The sequence below is a fragment of the Alteromonas sp. ABM1_013 genome (assembly GCF_056160505.1).
In genome coordinates this window covers 415,929-440,597 of record NZ_JBSWXH010000003.1, presented here as the reverse complement: position 1 = coordinate 440,597, position 24,669 = coordinate 415,929, and the positions used below count along the sequence as shown (strand labels likewise).

17 protein-coding genes are annotated in these 24,669 nt (G+C 44.4%); 6 read left to right on the top strand and 11 right to left on the bottom strand.

What is annotated here, in order from left to right; all coding sequences use genetic code 11:
* Positions 1-142 precede the first annotated feature (142 nt).
* A complete protein-coding gene (locus tag ACXAGK_RS10275; protein ID WP_474856149.1) occupies positions 143-553 on the top strand; it encodes a hypothetical protein in 411 nt (136 codons plus the stop codon).
* 154 nt (positions 554-707) lie between these two features.
* Here ACXAGK_RS10275 and ACXAGK_RS10270 read toward each other — a convergent pair whose 3' ends face one another.
* Positions 708-1,172 (bottom strand): EVE domain-containing protein, encoded by a 465-nt coding sequence (locus tag ACXAGK_RS10270; protein WP_474856147.1) that lies wholly within the window; start codon positions 1,170-1,172, stop codon positions 708-710.
* 228 nt (positions 1,173-1,400) lie between these two features.
* Between ACXAGK_RS10270 and ACXAGK_RS10265 the strand changes: the two genes are divergently transcribed.
* Positions 1,401-3,755, top strand: a complete 2,355-nt coding sequence (locus tag ACXAGK_RS10265) for a YgiQ family radical SAM protein (protein ID WP_474856145.1) — start codon at positions 1,401-1,403, stop codon at positions 3,753-3,755.
* Between the two features lie 140 nt (positions 3,756-3,895).
* Here ACXAGK_RS10265 and ACXAGK_RS10260 read toward each other — a convergent pair whose 3' ends face one another.
* The 4 genes from ACXAGK_RS10260 to ACXAGK_RS10245 form a co-directional block, all read right to left on the bottom strand.
* Positions 3,896-4,306: a hypothetical protein gene (locus ACXAGK_RS10260; RefSeq protein ID WP_474856144.1), complete on the bottom strand. Its 411-nt coding sequence runs from the start codon at positions 4,304-4,306 to the stop codon at positions 3,896-3,898.
* On the bottom strand, positions 4,303-5,958 hold the full coding sequence (locus tag ACXAGK_RS10255; RefSeq protein ID WP_474856142.1) for a S41 family peptidase: 1,656 nt from the start codon (positions 5,956-5,958) through the stop codon (positions 4,303-4,305). The genes ACXAGK_RS10260 and ACXAGK_RS10255 overlap by 4 nt, the downstream gene beginning before the upstream one ends.
* Positions 5,959-6,146: 188 nt before the next feature.
* Complete coding sequence (locus tag ACXAGK_RS10250; RefSeq protein WP_474856140.1) at positions 6,147-9,272, bottom strand: efflux RND transporter permease subunit; 3,126 nt, start codon at positions 9,270-9,272, stop codon at positions 6,147-6,149.
* 8 nt (positions 9,273-9,280) lie between these two features.
* Positions 9,281-10,459: an efflux RND transporter periplasmic adaptor subunit gene (locus ACXAGK_RS10245; RefSeq protein WP_474856138.1), complete on the bottom strand. Its 1,179-nt coding sequence runs from the start codon at positions 10,457-10,459 to the stop codon at positions 9,281-9,283.
* A gap of 173 nt (positions 10,460-10,632) precedes the next feature.
* Between ACXAGK_RS10245 and ACXAGK_RS10240 the strand changes: the two genes are divergently transcribed.
* Positions 10,633-11,583 carry a LysR family transcriptional regulator gene (locus ACXAGK_RS10240; protein ID WP_474856136.1) on the top strand — a complete coding sequence of 317 codons (951 nt, stop codon included), beginning with the start codon at positions 10,633-10,635 and terminating at the stop codon, positions 11,581-11,583.
* A gap of 44 nt (positions 11,584-11,627) precedes the next feature.
* Here the strand turns inward: ACXAGK_RS10240 and ACXAGK_RS10235 are convergent, their stop codons facing one another.
* A complete protein-coding gene (locus ACXAGK_RS10235; RefSeq protein ID WP_474856134.1) occupies positions 11,628-12,704 on the bottom strand; it encodes an SMP-30/gluconolactonase/LRE family protein in 1,077 nt (358 codons plus the stop codon).
* A gap of 226 nt (positions 12,705-12,930) precedes the next feature.
* On the opposite strand from ACXAGK_RS10235, the gene ACXAGK_RS10230 reads away from it, so the two are divergent.
* Positions 12,931-13,509 (top strand): demethoxyubiquinone hydroxylase family protein, encoded by a 579-nt coding sequence (locus tag ACXAGK_RS10230; protein ID WP_474856132.1) that lies wholly within the window; start codon positions 12,931-12,933, stop codon positions 13,507-13,509.
* Positions 13,510-13,569: 60 nt separating this feature from the next.
* On the opposite strand, the gene ACXAGK_RS10225 is transcribed toward ACXAGK_RS10230, so the two are convergent.
* The 4 genes from ACXAGK_RS10225 to ahpC all read right to left on the bottom strand — a co-directional run bounded on the left by ACXAGK_RS10225 (position 13,570) and on the right by ahpC (position 18,245).
* Entirely contained in the window at positions 13,570-15,060 is a 1,491-nt protein-coding gene (locus ACXAGK_RS10225) for a PepSY-associated TM helix domain-containing protein (protein ID WP_474856130.1), read from the bottom strand.
* Positions 15,061-15,070: 10 nt separating this feature from the next.
* The gene (locus ACXAGK_RS10220) at positions 15,071-15,607 is read right to left on the bottom strand and encodes a hypothetical protein (protein WP_474856128.1); all 537 of its coding nucleotides are present in this window, start codon (positions 15,605-15,607) and stop codon (positions 15,071-15,073) included.
* A 315-nt stretch (positions 15,608-15,922) separates the two neighbouring features.
* Positions 15,923-17,512, bottom strand: a complete 1,590-nt coding sequence (gene ahpF / locus ACXAGK_RS10215) for an alkyl hydroperoxide reductase subunit F (RefSeq protein WP_474856126.1) — start codon at positions 17,510-17,512, stop codon at positions 15,923-15,925.
* 175 nt (positions 17,513-17,687) lie between these two features.
* The gene (ahpC, locus tag ACXAGK_RS10210; RefSeq protein WP_461851522.1) at positions 17,688-18,245 is read right to left on the bottom strand and encodes an alkyl hydroperoxide reductase subunit C; all 558 of its coding nucleotides are present in this window, start codon (positions 18,243-18,245) and stop codon (positions 17,688-17,690) included.
* A 300-nt stretch (positions 18,246-18,545) separates the two neighbouring features.
* Here ahpC and ACXAGK_RS10205 point away from each other — a divergent pair, with 300 nt between their 5' ends.
* A complete protein-coding gene (locus tag ACXAGK_RS10205; protein ID WP_474856124.1) occupies positions 18,546-19,874 on the top strand; it encodes a DUF2252 family protein in 1,329 nt (442 codons plus the stop codon).
* 319 nt (positions 19,875-20,193) lie between these two features.
* A complete protein-coding gene (locus tag ACXAGK_RS10200; RefSeq protein WP_474856122.1) occupies positions 20,194-22,776 on the top strand; it encodes an ExeM/NucH family extracellular endonuclease in 2,583 nt (860 codons plus the stop codon).
* 169 nt (positions 22,777-22,945) lie between these two features.
* On the opposite strand, the gene ACXAGK_RS10195 is transcribed toward ACXAGK_RS10200, so the two are convergent.
* The gene (locus ACXAGK_RS10195; RefSeq protein ID WP_474856120.1) at positions 22,946-24,631 is read right to left on the bottom strand and encodes a response regulator; all 1,686 of its coding nucleotides are present in this window, start codon (positions 24,629-24,631) and stop codon (positions 22,946-22,948) included.
* Positions 24,632-24,669 lie beyond the last annotated feature (38 nt).

The following is a 24,669-nucleotide window of genomic DNA, read 5'->3' as shown; positions in this document are numbered from 1 at the left end:
TATTCGACTAGACCGATACGTGTCACAAAAAATTTCAGTACATTTAATTTTTAAAAAATTTTAGAAAACATAAAATTAGTTGAAATTTTTATTTTGAACGGTCGTTCTAGTATGCTTGCACTATTATACTTTTGGAGCATGTATGCAAAACAACACAGATATTCAAAACCGACTCGAGTGGTCACTACTTTCTCTTCGCGTAACTATTTTTATCGTTATGTTCGTTTGGACCTTAGATAAGTTTGTCAATCCAGCTCACGGCATGGCTATTTTCGAAAAATTTTACGGTATAGGCGGAGTACCTGAAATGGCCGTCTACATCATGGGCGCATTACAGCTAGCACTGGTTTTAGCATTTCTAGCAGGCCTTGCGAAAAAATATACCTACGGCCTTATTTTCATTCTTCACGGCGGCTCTACGCTTTCGTCTTTCCCGCAATATCTAGACGCCTTCAATCACCTGCTGTTTTTTGCCGCATGGCCTATGTGGGGTGCGTGCTTTGCACTGTTCCTACTGCGCGATGCTGACACTAAGTTTGCCTTTGGTAAGTAGTGACTATTCGTTGAATAAGTACGCTAGATCGACTCGAAAGAGGCACGAACTAGGTATACTCGCTAAATAGGCTGACTGCTAAAAAATTAGCGCTCGAATGTTTCTCGTTATCGAATTTATAGGGCGCGAGGGCCACGCCGTTTTAGCATTAGGTTTATTTTTTGGCAGCAGCATACAGGTGCTGCCATTCGCCCTCTTGTACCGGCATTATTGATAACCTTCCGCCTTTCTTAACTAAAGGCAGCTCATCAATACCTTCCATACTTTTAATCACAGAAAGTGGTAGTACATTGGAAAACTTTTCTACAAACTTCACATCGACACGATACCATCGGGGGTTCTCTTCGCTGGATTTAGGGTCGTAGTATTTTGACTCAGGGTTAAACTGTGTGGTGTCTGGGTACCCATCTTTCACCACTTCTGCAACACCGGCAATACCCACTAGCTTGCAGCTTGAATGGTAAATAAACACCTTATCGCCTAGCTTTACGCCGTCACGTAAAAAGTTACGCGCCTGGTAATTTCTTACACCATCCCACGGTTCAGTTTGGTCAGGACGGTTTGCCAAGTCATCGATAGAAAATGCATCAGGTTCTGTTTTAAATAGCCAATACGCCATGTTTTTATTCATTCTCTTAATATTTGAGCACTTACTAAAGCGTTTATAAATAAAAATACGCCGTACGTGCTCTATTATCTTTTTAACTAACGACAGTATACAAAGCGCTTTTATTTAATGACAGTGCTATACCTTAGCTTGGCTAAGACTGCTATAATTACGCACTTAATCTGAGCTTACGCCTATTTTGAGTTCAGCAATTCCCTGATTTATTTAGATGTGATTACTATGCAAGCCACCATTAAGGCCGACCGCGGTCTGTTTTCTTACCCTAAATATTGGCCACACTGCCTGGGTACTGCGCCTTTTCTTCCCATGTCAAAAGAGGAAATGGATGCCCTTGGCTGGGACAGCTGTGACGTTATTTTGGTAACCGGCGATGCGTATGTCGATCATCCTAGTTTCGGTATGGCGGTTATTGGTCGTGTACTCGAAGCCCATGGTTTTCGCGTTGGCATTATTTCTCAGCCAGATTGGAAGAGCAAAGACGACTTCATGAAGTTGGGGAAGCCTAACCTGTATTTCGGCGTAACAGCCGGAAACATGGACTCTATGATCAACCGCTATACGTCTGACAAAAAGCTTCGTCACGACGATGCCTACACGCCAGGCAATGTAGGCGGTAAGCGTCCTGACCGTGCTGTAACTGTTTATGCACAGCGCTGTCGCGAGGCATTTAAAGGCGTACCTGTAATTGCGGGCGGTATTGAAGCCAGCTTGCGTCGTATTGCGCACTACGATTACTGGAGCGAAAAAGTACGCCGCTCAGTACTGTTCGACTCTAAAGCCGACATGCTGTTTTTCGGTAACGCCGAGCGCCCGCTTGTTGAAGTCACCCATCGCTTGGCGGCAGGTGAAGATATTGCCGATTTACGCGACATTCGCGGTACCGCAATCATCGTTAAAGAAGCCTTACCAGAATGGCAAGGTGTTGACTCTACCTCTCTAGATAGACCCGGTAAAATTGACGCCATTCCAAGCCCCTATCAAATGGAGCCCGAGTGCGACTCGCAGGATAAAGATACGAAAAGCAGTGAAGCACCAGAAGCATCGCCCATTGTTATTCAGCCTGCGCAAAAAGAGAAAGAAAAGCGTAAGCCTTGGGAGAAGGTGTACGTTAAGCTGCCAGCGTACGAAACGGTAAAAGATAACAAGGTCTTATACGCCCATACATCGCGTATTTTGCACCAAGAGACGAATCCAGGTTGCGCCCGTGCACTTATGCAGCGCCACGGCGACAGACACATTTGGATTAACCCACCCGCCATGCCGCTTGAGACAGAAGAGATGGATGCAGTGTTTGATCTTCCATATCAGCGTGTGCCTCACCCTGTGTATGGCGATGCCAAAATACCTGCATACGATATGATCCGCTTTAGTATCAATATTATGCGTGGGTGCTACGGCGGCTGTACCTTCTGTTCTATTACTGAACACGAAGGCCGTATTATTCAAAGTCGTTCTGAAGATTCGATTATTCGTGAAATTGAACAAATACGCGATACGGTACCTGGCTTTACTGGCGTGATTTCAGACTTAGGCGGTCCGACAGCGAACATGTATCGCCTTCGTTGTAAAAGCCCGAAGGCTGAAGCAACTTGTCGTCGCCCTTCCTGCGTGTACCCAAGCATATGTGCACATATGGATACCGACCATAAGCCAACTATCGACTTATACCGCCGTGCTCGCGAATTGCCTGGAATTAAAAAGATTTTGATTGCGTCTGGCGTGCGTTATGACTTAGCGGTAGAAGACCCAGAATACGTGAAAGAGCTAGCCCTTCACCACGTAGGCGGTTATTTGAAGATAGCACCAGAGCACACCGAAGACGGCCCGCTTTTGAAAATGATGAAGCCGGGTATGGGCAGCTATTACCGCTTTAAAGAACTATTTGATAAGTACTCACAAGAAGCAGGTAAAAAGCAGTACCTGATTCCTTACTTTATTGCGTCGCACCCGGGTACCACAGACGAAGACATGCTAAGCCTTGCGATTTGGCTTAAGGAAAATAAGTTTAAGCTCGATCAGGTACAAAACTTTTATCCGTCGCCAATGGCAACGGCAACAACCATGTACCACACCGAAGTGAATTCCCTTCGCAAGGTGACTAAAGAAAGTGAAGAAGTACCGTCAGCGAAAGGTGAAATTCACCGTAGACTACATAAGGCTATGTTGCGTTATCACGACCCGAAAAACTTTGCGCAAATTCGAGAAGCCCTTACGCGTATGGGACGTGAAGACTTAATTGGCCGTGGTCCTCAGCACCTTGTGCCACCAGAGACCGCTGACGAAAAACGCCAGAAAGCACAAAAAGGCCGTCGCGGTGAACGTGCGCTTACTAAGCATACCGGGCTTCCACCCACGTTTCAGGGTAAAAACGGGAAAGGCAAAAGCCGAGACGGTAGCGCGGTAAATAAAAGCCGTCGTAATACAAACGGCAATAAGCAAGGTAGCGGTAATAGGCAAGATCAAGCCAACGGTAATACCGCCAATCGAAATTCCGGTAAAGCTTCTAAGGCGAATAATGGCGGCGGAAACAATCGTGGCCGCTCTCAAAAACAGCCAAGCGTGCATAAACGTTAAGATAACAAACGCTAAAAATAAAAAAGCCCGATGCTTTTCAACATCGGGCTTTTTTTTGTGACTTTTAGCAATAGCACATCGCTATTTCAGTTAACTATTTGTGTATCCAACCTATATGTACCCAAGCTATACGTTTACATTCAGTCGTGATTTGGGTAGCACTCCACATTTTCAAGTTTAGCAAGTTCACCAGTTTGATCATTTCGCAGCAAGCAGTGCTTGCCATCACTCAGTAACGTAAAGCTGTACACAGGGTTGTCATGCCTTCCTTCAACGGGTAACCCCCTGCTCTCTACCTTCGCTTTACGTTCAATTGTAATGTTTGAAGCTTTGCTAAACACATTATCAGCAACAGTGATGGGTATACCACCAAACCATTTGCTGATGGTGTCTTCAATAGTTTGCTTTTGGCTTGCACTCGTGCTGTTAGTGATTGCTTTATGCAACTCAGCCTCCTTAGTCGCAGCGCAACCAATAGCCGATGATAGCGCTATAGCAAGGGCCGCAGCTGGCAGCCCTTTGCTTTTGCCTTTACCGAATAGAGCCATCATTCTTGTTCCTCGATAACGGGCTGATTAATCTTGTTGTGTAAAATAAAGTTTTCTCTGCGCTTTTCAGGCGTATCGATAGGAATAAGCTTTTCACCCACTAGCGCGCTTTGATTACTGCGCAGTGCGTTTACATCAGCCGTGCCGTTGCCCGATACCACTTCAGGGCACGCGCCTGTGGCTGCAAATTCTAGTGCTGCAGACAACATACCTTCATTTGGGTCGCCCAAGCTTGCGGTAAAGTCATCTTCAACTTCACATCCTGGCAGTTCAAAATCAAAGTTTGGAGTGCTGGTTGGCATAAAGCCGTCGGCATAATCACCGAAGCCTTTATTGTTCACGCCTTGGAACTGAATACTGAAGTAAGTTTCACCACAGTTGTCCGTAGGATAGAAACCATAAGGCTTACCACATGTTGTAGAGCCTATTTGTACTACCTCAACGTCTATACCGCGAAGAGCATTCATTACCGCTTCACTGGCTGAACAGGTAGCATCTGTTGAAATTACGTAAACACGAGTCAGCGAAAGGCTCGGCAGTAAAGTATCGGTAAGTCGTCCGGCGTTGTAATCGATAACATTGCTGTAAAACGGCGTAGGACGAATGGTCTCACCAGTAATCGGGTCGGTCGTTGGGTTCTTGTCGTTAAATTGCAAAGTTTCAAACGTAGCGTTGTTCGTTTGATTTGGACCCGCTACCATATAAGAAAGCTGAGAAGCTAACGCCAAACGTCCCCCACCGTTGTAACGCAGATCCATGACTAACTCGGTTACATTCTGCTCAACAAATGTATCGAACGCGTCTATCAGCCCTTCTTGCGCAGTAACAATGAAGGTATTAAATTGGAAGTAACCTGTTTTACCGTTTTCGGTATCGAACACCTTAACGTTTTGAACCGGTGTTACGCTCACATCAGCAGAAGTTATATCTACAGACATAGTCGTACCGTCAATCAGCTCAAACTCAAAGCTCGTAGTCGTTCCCGCGTCATCAGGAAACAATCCATCGTTTAGCGCGTTTACACCTTGCTGAGTATTATCGTTAACAAAATCAACGCCGTTAATACTCACAACCTTAGCGCCTCGCGGCACATTCGCTGCAGCAGCGGGTGAACCAGGCTCTGTGAACCGCACCGTTAGCTCTCTTGGTACCGTGTTTGAGCCAAATTCCCAATCAAAACCAAAACCTGACGATATGCCAGATTGAGATAGCTCGTTATATTCAGCAGTGTCTTGTGAAAAATGAAAATTGTCTTTAGGCGTGCCGCTTGGCGTTAATTCATTGGTTTTTAACTGGTCGAAGTATGCCAATACTGAAAAGTTTTCTGGGTCGTTGTCGTCTACTTCGTCATACCATAAGTAGGTGTCGTTAGTCCAAGAACGCAGCCAAAGCTTTTCATCCATTGCGGTACCTTGGGTATCTGGATAAGCACTTCCCGTAAAAGGGTCGATACCAGTTCTTGGCGTTTCACATTTGGCGATGAAGTCAGATTGTGGCTCATAGACACCGGCTTCCCACTCAGGCTCAGAGGTAATGGGAGTCGTTGGTGTTGTAGCTACTGGCGAGGAATTAGATGATCCACCACCTCCCCCACACCCTGCTAATAGAGAAATCGTCACCGCTAATGCAACTGAAGAATACACATACGCTTTCATAGTTCTAACATGTCCTTATTGTAAATGGCTAACTAAGGCCTACAGCTCAATACTCAAACAATAGCATAGCCGATAATGACATATCCTTATAAACCTAACTACATAACAAAAGTTTAAAATGTTTCTAATTGTAAAATCAACGAACGTTAGCTTAAGGGCGTGGCACTGCCCTTAAGCCAAGCGCTAGGTCAGTGTTTTTTAGCTAAAAGCGCGTAAAACACAGGCGTAAATATTAATCCAAACACCGTAACGCCAATCATGCCGAAAAACACTGCGTTACCCATCGCATGACGCATTTCCGCGCCTGCACCACTGGCTAACACAAGCGGAACTACGCCTGCGGTAAACGCGAACGACGTCATTAAAATTGGGCGTAATCGCTGACGGCAGGCGGCGATAATTGCGTCCATATAATGCATACCGTCCATTTGCTTCTCCCTTGCAAATTCCACCATAAGTATGGCGTTCTTAGAGGCAAGCGCCACTAAGACGACCAACGCTATTTGGGTAAATATATTATTATCACCACCCAAAATAAATACACCAAACAATGCGGATAATATTGTCATTGGCACTATCATGATGATGGCTAACGGTAAGCGTAAGCTCTCATACTGAGAGGCCAGCACCATGAATACGAAAATAATAATAAGAGGAAACACAAAGACCATAGTATTACCGGCTAGTATTTGCTGGTAGGTCATATCCGTCCACTCATAATCAATACCCGCTGGCAAGACCTCAGTTAACACTGCCTCTATTGCCGCCTTTCCTTGGTCAGAGCTATACCCTGGTGCTGGGCTACCGTTTAATTCGGCGCTAATGTATCCGTTGTAATGTTGAACGCGATCTGGCGCGGTAATGGGTTCCACCGAGACAACTGAGCCTAAAGGCACCATATTTCCTTGGGCATTTTTAACTTCAAGCCTAAGTATTTGTTCCTCACGCTCTCTAAATTGACTGTCTGCCTGTGCAGTTACCTGATAAGTGCGCCCAAACATGTTGAAGTCATTTATGTAAGCAGAGCCCAAATAAACCTGCAGCGTTGTAAAAAGTGCCTCTAAATCTATACCCTGTATAAGCGCTTGCTCCCGGTCGATTGTTAAATTCATTTGGGGCACTTGAATACGGAAACTGGAAAATAAGCCGCTTAGCGCCGGGTTTTCGTTACCCACTTTTATAACCTCTTGAAGCGTGGCAAACATTTTCTCAAAACCCACGTTTCCCCTATCCTCTAACTGCAGTTTAAATCCTCCGGTAGAGCCTAACCCAAGTATCGGCGGCGGTGTAAACACTGCGACAAATGCTTCGTCAATATCGGCATACGCCTTGTTAAGTTTCGCCGCAATTGCCGACGCCGTCATATCCTCGCTCTGACGCTTATTAAAGTCTTCAAGAGGAACAAACACCATTGCACTATTTGGGCTGTTACTTGGTCCGTTTATGGAGCGCCCCGGAAACGCTACAGTATTCAGCACCCCAGGTACGTCTAACGCAATTTTTTGCATTTCTACGGCGACGTCTTCAGTTCTGTCGAGGCTAGACGCATCAGGCAGCTGTGCAATTGCGATTAAATACTGTTTGTCTTGCTGGGGAATAAAGCCCCCGGGAATAGAAGAAAATAAAGCCCCAGTTGCACTTAACAATGCAACGTACACCACCATTACCGCACCGCGTTTACCCAATAATTTGCCGACAAAAGCCTCATAATACTTCGCACTTTTGTCAAATACTCTATTGAATGGCGTAAACAACCTTTTCCCAAGTAAACGATTAAGGAACAGGGTAATTTTATCGTCCGGTGCATCGTGACCTTTTAACAACAGCGCCGATAACGCAGGGGACAACGTAAGTGAATTAATGGTAGATATAATGGTTGATATGGTTATGGTTACGGCAAACTGTTTGTAGAATTGACCGGTTACACCGGTAATAAAAGCCGTGGGGATAAATACCGCACAAAGCACAAAGGCAATAGCGATAATGGGTCCACTGACCTCAGACATAGCACGCTTAGTTGCGGTTAGCGGATCGTAGCCAGCTTCAATGTTTCGCTCGACGTTTTCAACCACAACAATCGCATCATCAACCACAATACCAATAGCGAGCACTAGGCCAAACAAAGACAAAGTATTAATCGATAACCCGAGCAGGTGCATTACCGCAAAGGTGCCTATTAAAGACACGGGAACAGCAATCAGCGGAATGATAGATGCACGCCATGTTTGTAAAAACAAAATGACGACAATGACCACTAAGACAATAGCTTCAAATAAGGTATCAATAACGGCATCAATCGAGCCGCGCACAAACAGCGTGGGGTCGTACGCAATATTGTATTCCATTCCAGGAGGAAAATTTTGCGCTAACCGTGCCATGGTTGCTCTTACATCGTCTGATAAAGCGATTGCATTTGAACCCGGGCGCTGAAAAACAGGTAAACCAACTGCGGGCTCAGCGTCTAACATAGCTCTTAATGCATAGTTTTCTGAGCCAAGCTCTATTCTGGCCACGTCTCCCAATCGGGTTAACTGGCCGTTATCGCCAACCTTAAGTACAATATTTTCAAACTCTTTTATGCTTTCCAAGCGGCCTTTTACATTAAGTAAAGTTTGAAACTCAATAGATTCATGGGCAGGTTGTGCCCCCAATGCACCCGCAGAAATCTGCTTATTTTGCGTACTTATAGCCTGAAAAACTTCACCTGCGGTAATGTTTCGACTTGCAAGCGCATCAGGGTCTAGCCACACGCGCATAGCGTATTTGGCACCGCCATTTAGCATGGTGTCGCCAACGCCAGGTAGCTTTTTAAGCTCGTCGATAATGTACATGTCGGCATAATTTGCAATGTAGCTTACATCCAGAGAGCCATCTGGCGAATACAACTGTATGCCCATAGCGAGATTAGGAGACGCTTTTTCAGCGGTAACCCCCAAGCGCTGCACTTCTTCAGGTAAGCGGGATAACGCATTGCTTACACGATTCTGGACCTGTACTTGCGCGACATCTAAATCTGTCCCTAAGGCAAAGGTTACAGTTATTGTTAAGCCTCCATCACTAGTTGCTAGTGAAGAGTGATACAACATATTTTCTAAACCATTAAGCTCTTGCTCAATAGGTGTAGCTACGGTTTGCCCGATAACCGTTGGATTCGCGCCTGGGTAACTTGCATTGATGACCACCGTTGGTGGCACAACCGCTGGGTATTCGCTAACAGGTAATTGCTTCATTGCAATAAGCCCGGTAATGACAAACACCAAAGAGATCATTGAAGCAAAGATTGGACGTGTTATAAAAAAATGTGAAAACTTCATAGCACTTCCTAACGCTTAGCCGTAGTCGCTACAGATAAACTGGCAGCGGGGAAATCAGCAGCCAACAAACTGCTTTTCCCTACATCGATTTGCGATTTCCTCGGTGCTACTTTAGCACCACTTGAAACACTTCCGGCGCCATGAATAGCGATGACTTCACCCTTTGATAAACCATTTTTGATTTGTCTGAACTGGCCGAATCGTTCACCAATATCTACCTTGCGATATTGCAGTACATTGTTTTCATCAAGGGTCAGTACAAACTTGTTTTCAAGATCAGTACCCAATGACGTCTCAGGTACAAACACGCTTTCTTCAGGGGCGCCTAGAGGAAGCCTCACTCTGACAAATGCGCCAGCTTTCAGGTTGTTATTGCTCTGCTCGAACACCGCACGAACGCGAAGCGTACCTGTTTGACTATCAATTTGGTTATCGACAAAGTCGATGTCGCCAATATGTGTAAATTCGCTTTCACCAAGTAACTGCATTGCTACCTGTGAATGAGGTTGTGAATCAGAAGCAAAAAATGCATTCCACGTTCGCTCGTCAATGTCGAAATAGGCGTAGCGTTTTGCGTCTGAAACAATCGAAGTGAGAACGGATTGCGCGCTAACCACATTGTTGCCCTGAGTTATAAAGGCGCGAGATACTATTCCTGAAATAGGCGCAGTGACCTTTGTATAGGATAAGTCGAGCTTAGCACTGTGAAGCTGCGCTTTTAACGCAGACAATTCAGCTTGGCGCTGATGATAAGTGGATTGACGAGCGAGGGCCTGTTCTTGCGAAAGCACCCGCGTAGCGGCCAGCTGCTCTCCTCGTTCAAACTCACTTTTAGCCTGAGCCAGTGCTGCTTCAGCACCGGCAATCTGTGACTCTATAGTTTCCACTCGACTTTTAAACTGTTCATCATCGATAGTAAACAGCACATCCCCTTTACTTACCTTACTTCCTTCTTTAAAGCGCACCTCCTCAACAATGCCTGATATTCTCGGCATTAATTGAACGACTTCTGGCGCTTCAAGGCGAGAGGTATAGGTTTTCCAAGACTGAGCAGCGAGAACGGCAACGGGCGCTACATCCACAGCAGGCATTTTTTCCTCGACCGCTGTAGCATTATTTCCCGCCCCACAGCCCTGTAAAAACAGAAATGTGGCTATTATTACCCCTGAGGTTATGGCTGCTTTCATATTCACTCTCCCAATCTTTGTGTACCAAATTGCGGCAAGTATAAAGCGTCAATTAATGCCTAAAAACACGCATTCAGACATCAATTTGTTGCCCATTTTGCAACAAAGAATTAAAGTTTGGCGTAAGCCTTTGATGAGATAGCCGTAAAAGACAAATTAAACTGAGAACGATCATGGACACAGCAAGCCGATTACTTTTATTTTTAGACGTTGTTGAACATGGCTCACTAATGGGAGCCGCAGAATCAAGGAAGATTGATCGCTCTGTAGTGTCAAAACAAATTAGCAAGCTAGAAGATGATTTAGGTGTTCGTTTACTTAATAGAACCACACGTTCGATTTCTCTTACCGCTGCCGGTGGCGAAATGATAAAAAAGGCGTCTGAGCTTAGAATGCTAATGCAAGATACCTTTACCGTAGCAGAAAACTTTCACAGTGAACCTACGGGTCTACTGAAAATAGCGGCGGCTCCGCTAATAGGCCGGCGTTATTTGCAACCGGTTATCAATCAATTTCAAAAAGACTACCCCCAAGTCGACATAGAATTGCGTTTAGACTCAAAAGTGGCAGACGTAGTCTCTGAAGGCATCGACCTTGCTTTTCGTGTGGGAGAGCCTAAAGACGGCTCATTCATTGCCAGGCGTATAGCCCAAAATAGGATGATCATTGCCGCGGCACCCGCATTTATAAAAACCTACGGCATGCCCTCAAAAATTGGAGACCTTAAGCACCTGCCAGCAGCTACCTTTGTTAGCGCGAACGCACGTATTAAGGAAATTCACTATTTTAACAAGCAAGGTCATCCGTGCACTCAGCCAATGAAAAGTGTGTTTAGCGCCAACGATGGTGAAGTATTAATAATGAAAACACTAACCGGTGACGCTTACTTTGCAGGTCCGTGCTTTATTCTGGGTGATGAAATTGCAAAAGGAGAGTTGATCCCATTAGTCACGGATACACACTTGGCGGAATACAGCGGCATGTACGCCGTTTATCCCCACCGTGACCTGCCAAAAAGGACACTGCTTTTTTTCAACGCAGTGCGTGAATATATTGGCGAAAAAGTCCCTATTTGGGAAAGTAATATAAAAGGCTTTGAAAATATGTATCGCGCACGTACTTAAAGCAATGCGCTTCCCTCTATCTAACTCGCTTGCATACTTTATATTTACTGATGCTGCACCGGCAATAGCCCAACGCTTTTAGCCGTGAGACTGCTAATAAAAAGCCCCTCATCAGTTTTTATCGCGCCTGTCACAAAGGGGAAAGCGCCGGTAGGGTCTTGCCAACTTTGTGCTATTTCACCTTTTTCGCTTAATTCTATAAGGTGCCCATAAGACTGCCCTTGAGGACGCATAAAACCGGGAAGGCGCTGTATCATTTTTCGAATAAATGGTTTATCAGACAGCATATCGACAGGGGCTGAGCGCGGCGACGCAAGGCCAATGTAGTAGTTGCCATTATCTGCACGGCTGATGTTATCTGGAAAGCCTGGCAAGTTATCAATAAGCACGTCGACTTGACCTTTATTTGGTCCCATAAGCCAATAACGCAGCACACGGTATTTTCCGGTTTCGTTAACCAATATCGATTGCTCATCGTGACTGACTGCCACACCGTTCGCGAATACCAACTTATCCATGAGTATTACACTATTGCCAGTGTCGGGGTTGTACTCGATTAACCTGCCATTACCTTGGTGTTCGAATATCTCAAGCAAGCTAGCATTAAGGGCACCCCCAAAGCCTTGTGCCGGAAATTTAGTGGTCGCGTCGGTAAAATAGATGTTGCCGTTTTGAGCTATATCTACATCATCTGCATAAACGACAGGTGTATTGTTTACCTTATCAACCAGCACAGAGACTTTGCCCGCTGAATTTATTTTAAGTAACCCAAGGTGGGCGTCAGCGACAACAAGGTTGCCTTTATTGTCATATGCAATGCCTAAAGGGCGACCGCCCGTATTTACCCAAGGGGAAAAAGTATCCTCGCCTCTCTTCTTCAAAAGAATAGTGCCAGAATGACTCGATGTTGCTAACGTGCCATTTTGGTTCAAGGCAAAATCTTCTGGCCCATAGTCATTGCCCATGTTAACGAGCGTTAACTGAGATAGTCGTGTGTTTTTTGCAAATTTGCCTTCAAACCCCTTATCGACAGGTGCTTGCCAAGCAACTGGCGCTATTGGTAAAGGCCACAATAGTAGGTAAAGGACGATGGATATAGCTATGAACCACATTACTTTCATTAGAATTTTGCCTTTTTAAAACGCTTCCCATTTACAGGCGTTCAGTTTTTTCACCATACCAAGCAAAGTTTCAACACTCCCCTTTCGTTTTTGAATAGTCAACTATTACTCATGCCCTATTCCGAACCTTTTACTCGAAATCGCTTTTTAAGCATTACAAATTCGTAAAGTAGCATCTATAAATAACGTTCGCGCGTTTCATAATAAAATGCAGTAGAGGTACATCATGTCATTTTATTCAAGAACACTCGAAGCTTCGTACGCTAAGCAGATAGACAGAGAACTAAGAGCAAGTCACGCTGGAGAAACTGGCGCGGTATGGATATATAGAGGCGCACTATGTGCTGAATTTAGTCTAAGTTTGTTTAAAATAGTGCGTCCAGCAAGCGAAACTACGGGCTTTATTTACCAGCACTTAAAAACTGAAAAGCAACACCTTGAGATTTTCGAAACTGAAATGCCACGTTTCAGAGGGAGCTTTATTCTCCCTCTTTGGATTGGGGCTGGATTTATGACAGGCTTTATTCCTCGCTTGTTGGGCAAAAATTGGTTTTTTTATACCATTTACTGTGTCGAACAATTTGTCGATACCCATTATGAAAAACAGTGTAGCCTACTGGTGATGCAACCTAACCCGCCTTCGAACGTCATCGACAGGTTTAAGCGATGCCAGATGGACGAGCAGCACCACAAAGACGAGGCAGAATCCTTAATGTCCGCAAAAGCATCGCTACCTATGAAAATGTGGGGGCGCTTGGTAAAAGCAGGCTCATCAACGGCGGTTTCCATTGCGAAGACCATTTAAGCCAGTTACCGACTTATTACATATGTAATACTGAGACCTCACATGGCGCATTTAAAACTTCTAAACACGCGCCTCTTCACTGTTAACTTGGCTCACCCGCGCATCACTATCATTCCCATCATTCTTTGCTTCTGCTCGATTAGCGCTAACGCGTTTTATTAACGTGCGTGAACGATATAAGCTCCAAATGACATAGCCCGCCATAGGAATATTTAGTTGTAGCGAAGAAATAGTGAATGCAGCACTGCCGTGAACAGCCACGTAAGCAATAAGTAAAACTAGTACGCTTAGCCCCGAAATTAGTAACCAGATTGGCTTAGTTAAGGGTTTTATTGCTACCGTCATTGCAGTATTAAGCACCACCAACCCCCAAAATACTGCAATGAGTGAACCTGCAAAGAACATATCAACCACCGCGGTTAAGGCTAACGCACTGACACTTCCCCAGACTATGCTATACCAAAGCCGACTTGCCAAAGGTGGGTGTGCTTTTTTAGACAGCCAAATTTCCATTCCAGAAACGCAAAGCATAGTTAGCATTACGCCAAGAATAAAAAACAACCATTTGCTGGTCATGCCGGCAAAGTCGCCGAAATGTAAACGATACATGGCCCAGAATATTTGCTTACCCCATTCTCCATCTTCGTAACCAGCGTCACCAATGAAATTGCCCGCTGTATCGAAACGGTAGCCTTCAGCGTAAATCATCCTGTTAGGCGCTTTCGCATATATCTCAATAAACTGCTCTGGCTCGCCGACCTCGTGTACCGTTAAAAAAATTGGTGACTTTTCAGGCGCGAGCGTTTCCATTTGCGCGAAGGCTTTTCCAATAGCAGGTTTACCTTCTTGTGGGGCGATGACTGGGTCTGGCGTGAAAATTTGGTTTATTACCGCATCTCTATCGCCGCCATAGTTCACAGTGGCAACTAACACTAAAATAATACCGGCCAAACCAAAATAAGTTCCTGTTATGCCAATCACTAAATGAAAGGGCGCAGCCCACAGACCAAAGCGGTTGTGCAAATCAATCTGGGCTTGCTGGCCATTACCGCCTCTTCTCAGCTTGAATGCATCTTTGCCAATCCGTTTATGGGCAATAATCCCCGTAATAACTAAGGTACATATAATGGCACCAAGGGCACTGACTAAAATCATCCCCCAGCTATGCGGCAAGTTTAAATACAAATGCAAGTCCACCAGCATTTGCGTGAAAGACACGCTTTCTTCTTCAAGTAAATTACCTTCACTATCCGCAAAATACGCTACATGATCGTTTTCAACCACCAACCGTGGAATATCGGATGTAGGAAATACAACAAAGAGATGGTGAGACTCTTCGGTATGTTTAGCTAGGAAGCTATCCATAGCTTTTTCAATCGCCTGCGGAGAAACATTCTCCATCTCTTCAATATGTGGCTGCTCCCACCTTTCGAACTCTAGGTGAAATACGGCAACCGTTCCTGAAAGGCATACTAAAAAAAGCAGTACACTTAAAAAAACACCAACCCAAGTATGTGCATTTAATGCATTTTGTTTTGTAATTTTATCCATTGATATTCACCTACATGGGTAAGAAAATAAGTATTGGTACGCATAGCGCGGCCAAGCCTGCGTAAGCACTAATTACTTTTAATTTGTGGGCGGTGGCAAGGTAGTGATAAACGAAAAGCCCCCACAAAATTGGCAGTAGAACCGTACCAGTAGCTAACTGCCCTGCGATAGAAAATGGAAGCAGCGCGCATACACCGAGCGTTATTAGAACGCTAACGATCAATAGAACAACCAGTACCACGAAATAGTTTGCAACATTTGCCAATACAGTACCTCTTGCAAAGTCAAAGCTTCGCGGTTGAGGTACGTTTTTAGGCTGTGGCAAAAACGTTTGATTTAATGCGATGAACGGCCAGACAAGAATTGCAGGAATACATAACGCATATAGTACGCCAAACTCCCACCCTTGGGCGAACGACCAGCATACTGCCGAAACTAGCCATACGGCTAAACCTAAATATAGGTAAGTTGACGCTTGCTCACGCCAGCTTTTATAAACAACCCCTAAGGCTGCGAACGTTAACCCACCTGCTGCAACTGAAAGCATGATGATTCCTTAAATGAATAAACAAGCGATGCGCTTCTCTCCTTTTTTTGAATAGAATAAGGATAGTCACCACTTTATGTATAACTTAACAAATTATCACACAAATGATAACTAGTATCATTATTATTACCTTTAATTTAAATGCCGTTTTCTTATTAATGGTGAAAATTGGAATGAAATCGCGCACCAGAAGCAACTTCAATTAAAAAATAGCCCCAAGATATAAATTAAAGTTAGCGCACACAAAAAAGCCGAACTAACTAAGTTAGTTCGGCTTTTTTACATATTTGAGTTAGATGCTACATACTAAATGTATTATGCAGCTTCGCTCTCGTCTTCAGTCTCAACCACTTCATGGCTAAGCAGGTATTCAAAGGCGGCTAGTGATGCTTTAGCCCCCTCGCCCATCGAAATAACGATTTGCTTATAAGGTACTGTTGTCACGTCACCCGCAGCAAAAATACCAGGTTCAGAAGTATGACATTTAGTATCAATAATGATTTCACCATACTGCGTCATCTCTACCGTGTCCTTCATGAACTGACTGTTCGGTACAAGGCCAATTTGAACAAATACACCGGAAAGTTCGCGTGTATGGACTTCATTGGTTGAACGGTCTTGGTATTCAATCGCGTTCACTTTGCCATTCTCGGCCGTGATTTGGCGTGTAGCCGCATTTTTAATAATGGTAATGTTATCGCGCTTTTCAGCTTGGTCGATAAGTACCTGGTCCGCTTTAAGCTCTGGCATAAATTCAAATACCGTTACTGATTTTACGATACCAGCCAAATCTAGTGCTGCTTCAATACCCGAGTTACCACCACCAATAACTGCAACATCTTTACCTTTAAAGAAAGGACCATCACAGTGCGGGCAATATGCTACACCATTACCTACGTTCTCACGTTCACCTGGAACACCGAGTTCTCTCCAGCGTGCGCCGGTTGCTACAATAACCGTACGGGTGTGAATTTGCTCGCCTGAAGAAAGCGTAATAGTTTTGATATTACCTTTTTCAATGCTATCGACACGAACGTGCTCTTTAAGCGTGATGTCGTAATCGCGAACGTGCTCCATTAGATTACCTACAAGTTCAGGCCCTGTTGTTTTGGGTACAGAGATCAAATTTTCTATGCCCATAGTGTCTTTTACCTGACCACCGAAAGTTTCAGCAACAATGGCTACTTTAAGGCCTTTACGTGCACTGTAAATTGCTGACGCAACACCCGCTGGGCCGCCGCCAATAACAGTAACGTCTTGAAGCGGCAGTGCGTCGCCTTTATTTGCCTCTTTAAGGCTAGGGTCGCGCTCGATAAGTTTGTTGATAAGTACTGAACCATCAACTTTACCGTTCGCGAATAGCTCGCCATTAAGGTAAACGCTAGGTACACCTTGAATGTCGCGCTCTTGAATTAGATTTTGATATAGCCCACCGTCGATCATTTCGGTCTTGATGTTAGGGTTTATCAAAGCGAATTGATTAAGTGCCTGTACGACCTCTGGGCAGTTGTGACAGCTTAAGCTAATAAACACTTCAAAGTTAAGCGGTTCTTTAACGGCTTTAACCAAGGTTTGAACACTATCATCTAGCTTAAGTTCAGTGCCTGCTGCGTGCAGCATAGCAAGTACAAGAGAATTAAACTCATGGCCACCCGGGATTCCTGAGAAACGAATTCCAGTATCTTCACCGTCAGCCTCTAATAAAAAGCTGATAGCACTGCGTAGTTCACCATTAGTTTCACGCTCTTCTACGTTTAGTTTTTCGCTTACTGAAGCAATGTCGGACAGAAACTTAACAAGCTCTTCGCGCTTGCTATGTTCACCGGTCTGTACGACAAAGGTTACGTTTTTTTGCATTGACTCAGCATATGATTTCAATGCTTGTAAAATTTCTTTAGTTAACACGGTTATTCTGCCTTATTTTCGACACGCCGATCCCCGCCAACCATTTAATAGGTCAACAACATAAGCGGAAATTGGAAATTAATATCAGGGAGTGGAGTCCCACTCCCTATAAACTATCTGCCTAACACTTCTACTAACAGTTTATCCTGTTGTGCTAGGCACTAAGCGGTGCTGCTTAGATTTTGCCTACAAGGTCAAGAGAAGGTGCAAGTGTTTCTTCACCTTCTTTCCATTTTGCTGGGCAAACTTCACCTGGGTTGTTTGCTACATATTGAGCAGCTTTAACTTTACGTACTAGGTCGTCTGCGTCACGGCCAATACCTTCAGAGGTGATTTCCATTGCTTGTACGATACCTTCTGGGTCAACAACGAATGTTGCACGGTCAGCAAGACCCATAGTTTCGCGCATGCAATCGAAGTTACGCGTGATTTCGCCAGTAGGGTCGCCGATCATTGCAAACTTGATCTTGTTGATCGTGTCTGAAGAATCGTGCCATGCTTTGTGAGTGAAGTGTGTGTCAGTAGATACTGAGAATACTTCTACGCCACGAGACTGAAGTTCTTCGTACTTATCAGCGATGTCGCCAAGCTCAGTTGGGCAAACAAATGTGAAGTCAGCTGGGTAAAATACGAAAACTGCCCATTTACCTTTGATGTCTTCGCTGCTTACGTCTACGAATTCGCCGTCTTTAAATGCAGTCGCTTTAAAAGGTTTGATAGCAGTATTAATCAATGCCATGTTTAATTCTCCATTTGGTTTAAATTTTCCAGATGCTTAATGCATGCGGATACAAACTTTACGTTTATTTTGTCGACATGGTTTTGCAGTTTTGTGAAGATATTCACTTGTTGCGAAATCTATGTCTCTCGAAACTGGTGATAAGAATAGCGCGCATCACTTAAAAAAACTAATTAGTAAATATGAATCGCTTAATCAGGTTATTGAATTGAACGATGAAAATAGAATCAATTAGCTAATCGGCACGCGACACAACCCTGTTTATAGCTTTAATACAAGCAGTGTGAGGAACATATGACAAATACCCGAATTCACCTCATTTCAGAAGAAATTGAGCGTATTGATAATCACAAACCATCGCGAAGCTTGCCAAAACATATAAAGATGGCTACCAGCCCCTTTGTATTTTATCGAGGCAGCGCTCAGTTATTCTACTCAGATATCAAAGCGGGCCTGATTAATTTTCCCAAAGAATGCGACTCTATACCACTTACCAGCGTGATGGGCGACTGTCATACTTCTAATTTTGGTTTTCTTACCGAAGAAGGTTCTCACGGAGACACAGTCATTTTTTCACCCAACGACTTCGATGATGCTTGCGTTGGAAAAGCGCAGTGGGACGTACTTCGCTACCTTACCTCATTGCGCCTTGCTCAGCTGCACTGTAGCGGTATAGTGGAAGGTAAGTATTCTGGGGAAGATATCGAAATTACTAAACCCGTAGTTACTCATCAGCAAGTTATTAGTGCACAAAATGCATTTCTAAAGGAATATGTGCACACCTGCGACCGAGCAGTAAAGAATGCCAAAGTGCTAAACGAGGCGATAGACTACAGTCCCGCTAATGTGCCGAGTAAGCTAACAAAGCTTTACAAAAAAGCAAAAGCCCGTAGTGCTGGCGGTGAAGACTTTACGGTTAAAAGTGCGCTTGCTAAAGCGGTGAGTTTTAATGGCACGACGCTGGGCTTTAAATCCAACAGTGAAAAGTTCGCCCCACTGAGCGAAGACGAGTATAAAACATCACACGACGCGTTTGCTCCTTACATGGACGATTCTATCGTTGATATCGTTAAACGATTGAACGCAGGAACTGGTTCCGTAAATATGGCGCGCTATTACTTTTTAGTCGGGCCGTCTAAACCGCATAACGAAACGAGCTTTGCGCATTGTCATATTGTAGAAGTTAAACAGCAGCGCGTTGCTGCACCTATTCATTATTTCCCTACCATTAACCCTGTCAATCGTCTGAACGCTGCCCACCTTACCGCACGTTGCCAACGACGAATGCAAAGAAAGCCGGACCTTGTTCTTGATGAGGTAAAATTTAGGGACGCTCATTATTTAATTCGCTCAAGACATCACGCTAAAGTGGGTATTGACCCTCAAGATATTGCAATGGGCAATAAGGCCCTTAACGGGGGCTTTGAATATTTTGCACAACTATGCGGTTATAGCTTGGCACTGGCGCATTGCCGTGGAGATAGAAGAAGCACGCGGTTTGCCCAATCAGCCTCAAATGCCTTTTCTCAATCAAGAGACTTGCTTGTGAAAATAGCAAATCTTTATGCAGATCAAGTCGTTGATGATCACGCTTTATTTTCCCGTCATCTCGAATCAAACTAAAACGAAGCTTGATGTAATAAAAACGTAATTCGCGCTCATAAAATGGCTATAGCGTTATTTAAAGGTTAGGTAAGGCTACAAAAGTGATTTAACAGTATAAGTAAGTTTACTTATACTTCCTATACTGTTGATTTTCTTAAGCTATTTTAAAAACAGCTTGAATAAGATTAAGTTATTTCTATTAATCATAAACTTCCCTACGGTAGAACAAGCAATACGAAAATTGCTCGTCACAGGGTGCGCTGCTCAAGCAGACTTTACAACAAAAATACTAGTACCTGTGATTTAAAAAATAATGAAACTACAAAGGGAAAATGACGTGAGAACATCATTAACTTTACTATCTGCAGGAATAATCTCTGCACTTTCTTCTACCGCTATTCAAGCCAACGATTTAGTTATTAGTGGCGTTATTGACGGGCCATTAAGTGGCGGTGTTCCAAAAGCTGTAGAACTTTTCGTTGTTAACGATATTGCAGACTTATCTACCTATGGTATTGGTGCAGCGAACAACGGTGGTGGAACAGATGGAGAAGAGTTCACCTTCCCAGCTGGCACGTCTGCAAGCGCTGGCTCTTACATCTACGTAGCATCAGAAATTGATGGGTTTACCGCGTTTTTCGGTTCAGCACCAGACTACGATACATCTGAATTAGGAATTAATGGTGACGATGCTATTGAGCTTTTCAAAGATGGCAGCGTTATTGATACGTTTGGTGATATCAACACCGACGGCAGCGGCACCGCATGGGAATACTTAGATGGTTGGGCATACCGTACGTCAGGCCAAACGGCTAATGGCGGCAGTTTTGAAGCGTCTAACTGGACTTACAGTGGTGTTGACGCGCTTGACGGTTCAACCACAAATGCAGATGCAGCCAGCCCCTTCCCTACCGGCACCTTCACCACTGAAGGCGGTGGTGAAGTTATTGAAGAACCAGAAGAGCCTGCCATTGAGCTAGGAATGTGCGGCGGTGATGCAACACTAATAAGTGCCATTCAAGGCAGCGAAAGTAGCTCTGCTGAAGTTGGCAATAGCCATATTGTCGAAGCTATCGTTACTGGCACCCGTGCTGATGGTTTCTTTATACAAGAAGAAGCAGCGGATCACGACGGTGATGAAAACACATCTGAAGGTTTGTTCGTAGACGGCAGTGTTGAAGTTGAAACTGGCAACCTAGTACGCCTTTACGGTGAAGTCGAAGAAAACTACGGCATGACGACCCTTGCCATGGATAGCGATGTTGCTGCACTTGATTGTGGTGCAACTGATGCTGTTGCGGCGGTAGAGATTGCTATGCCGTACGAACTTGACCTTGAATCGGTTGAAGGTATGGTTGTTAGCGTGACAGACGCGACAGTAACAAGCACGAACAACCTTTGGCGCTATGGCGAAATCGTTGTTAGTGACACAATTAAACGCCAACCAAGCGATGTGGCAGCGCCATTGTCAGATGCTTACACAGCCGCTGTTGAAGCAAGCGAAACAAGCCTGCTTACAATTGAAGATAACAGCAGTTCTCAGTACCCAGATGCACTTAGTTTCTTCCCTACTTTCAGCTACGCTAATGCTATTCGCATTGGTGATTCGGTTTCTGCTGCAGGTCCACTAAACTACAGCTTTGGTACTTACAGAATTAACCCTAGCGACATTATTGAAGTCACTTCAACCCGTGAAGCGAACCCTGTTGTAACAGAAGGCAACTTATCAATTGCAACTTTCAACGTGCTTAACTACTTCAACGGTGAAGTGGACGCTAACGGCGATGTAACCTTCGATTATGACGAAAACCGTGGTGCAGATGACGCAGTAGCGTTTGAATTGCAACAAGGTCGTATCGTAGAAGCTATTGTTAACCTTAATGCTGACGTTGTTGGCCTAATGGAAATTGAAAACGATGGTTTCGGTGAAGATAGCGCTATTCAGGCACTAGTTAATGCTATTAATACAGAGCTAGGTGAAACTGAACAGTACTCATTTATTGCCACTAGCGATGGTAGCGAAGTTGGCACAGACGCTATCACTGTAGGCCTGCTATACAAGGCATCTGTAGTAACACCAGAAGGCGACGCTATTATTGTTGATATGCCAGTACAACAAATTGACGAAGATAGTCTTGCACAAATGCGCCCTAGCCTTCTTCAATCTTTTGTACACACTGAAAGTGAAAAGTCGTTCCTAGTATCAGTGAACCATTTTAAGTCTAAGGGTTCGCAGTGCGCTGAAGACATTGCCGAAGAGCCGTCTGAAATTACTACAATTCAGGGTAGCTGTAACGCGTTTCGCGTATCGGCAGCCGTCACATTAGGTAATGCTTTAAGCGATGAAAATCTGCCAGAGCGTAAGATAATCTTAGGCGACTTGAACGCGTACAGTGCTGAAGATCCTGTGGCTGTGCTTACCGATTATACACCTGAAGATCGCGGTTACACTATTACCACTGCAGTAAATACAGGTATGGATGACGGTGCATCTGTGGAAGTTGAATCTAGCTTTGGCTATCACAATTTAGCTGAAGAGTTCGATGCAGAAGGCTTCTCATATTGGTTCTACGGTACAGAGCAAGTAGGTAGTTTAGACCACGTACTAGCAAGTGAAGCCATGCTTGAAGACGCTATTGATGGTGCTCACTGGAATATCAACTCAGTTGAAGCCTACCAGCTACAGTACGACCAAGCGCTTCGTTATTATGCTGATGAAGACGGCTACGCGTTCACTAATGTGGGTCCATTCAGAAGTTCAGACCATGACCCGTTTGTTGCAACTTTCGATCTACAAGCGGATGTAGTTGACGATGAAGAAGACGATAACGACAGCTCAGGTGGCTCAATGGGAGGAATTCTTGCTCTGTTAGCCGCAGCAATTGGCTTTCGCCGTCGTGCTACTGTTGCTAAAAAATAACAGAAGAAAGGATTAAACCCTTCTTAAAATAAAAAAGCTGCCTTGAAATTCAAGGCAGCTTTTTTTAGGTTTTCATTTTGCCGTTGTGTGTACATGATTAGCGGCGTTTAAACTTTTATCTAGCCCTTTATAGTAGCTTCGCAAGCTTTAAAACGGACAACATTCCAAACTACGCTTTAGCGACAACCACGCCGACTAAATCGGCCGCATTGGTATCATCCACTTCAATGCCAATTCGAGCGATATACTGATCCCGTTTTTCCGCTTGGGTCGCCGATAACTCTTCAGAACAGAGTAATTTGGCGGCACGCTGCGCAGAGTTCATTTGTTCTTCACTAAGACCACTGTCTAAATGCATTTGAGTAATGACTTTAAGCAAGCTTAACGCGATCTGTTTGTCTTTGGGTGACAAGGTCAACGCCTGTCTTAAATTGTTATAAGCGGGAATAAGGCGATTTTCTTTGTAATTTACAGCCGCCATCTGCTTAAGCTCTTTAGTAGTAAACTGAATCTCGGTACGCTCAATAGACTCTTGATTCAGATACTCATTAACCACTTGTGAGGTAAAAGTATCACCTTCTATCTGCTTTCTCAGTTTATCTAAAATACTAACACAGTGTTCACGCATGCCCAGCTCATGGAAAGCTTTCATCTTATCTAAACTATCTTCCATTGACAGTCCATCGGTAGACACAGAGCGATCCTTCATCAACTTTTCAGCCTCGCGTTTCTCGTCTCTAAGACAAAGTACTCGGGACTTAACCACATCCATTTGCTCAGCAAGCTGATTCTGCATGCCTTTCTGCTGCCTAAGCTCATCGAGCTCACTTTCGGCGCGTTTAAGGTACTTGTCACCTTCAGCGTTTCCTAAGCTTGTAGCCAAATCAATGGTAGAGCGAATAACATTAAGTGTGAGCTGAGGCGAATCATGAATAGAATTTTTAGCAAACTTTGCCATATTCTGCACGGCAGAAAGCTGGCCAGCTTTATCATGGTTGAGCCTGGCTAGGTCCCACAAGCGTTTGTTTCGCTCGATATTACGGGGCGCAAGCCGACTTGCCTCTTTCATTTGCTCGTAAGCAATATCAAACTGCTCTTTTTCAATGAAGTATTGTGCAAGCAAATCGAAGGTCAAGAAGCGTGTATCAGGCCGCTGGAGTAAATCATCAACCAATAACTGTGCTTCTTCTAGTTCATCTTGGCGCAATAACGAACGGGTGAGACCAATATGAACCCAGGCGTGGTCCATACTCTGAAGTAGCGTTCTAAAGTAGTCTTCTGCAGTTTCATAGTCCCGTAACTGCAATAGACAGTCACCAATAAGGCGTTTTATTCTGGTGTGGTACTCGGAAAGCGAGGGATCTTTTAGTTGTCGCTCAGCATAATACATCGCCGTTGAATAGTCGCCAGCATGCATGCAGTGCAGCATTTTATGCAGTTTCAAGCGAACTTGTATTAGGTACTCTAAGCGCGCTTCAATCTTATTGCGCTGTAATGGTTTAACCCAAAAATCATCCGGCTGCAGTTCTACAATACAGTTAACAAGTTCAGGCGATGTCTCGGCACTAAGAAAAATGACCGTTGTGGTATCGTTAATGTGGTTGAGGTGCTTAAGTTCTTCAAAAAGATGAAAGCCATCTTTATCGTGACTTACGTTAAACGCTAGTAATACAAAGTCATACTGCCTTGCCTCACATAATCTCTTGGCATGGAACGCGTTGAATGCACTACTAACGTTTTTGATCCCTATTTCGTGTAATGCTGAAGCAACAACATCGTGAACTAGCCCCTGGTTATCGATAACCAGCACATGTAGCTCTTCTCTTGGGGTGGGGGCAGGTATTTTTTCCAGCATTAGCCAATCACTTCTTACATCTTTTCCCTAAGCAACAC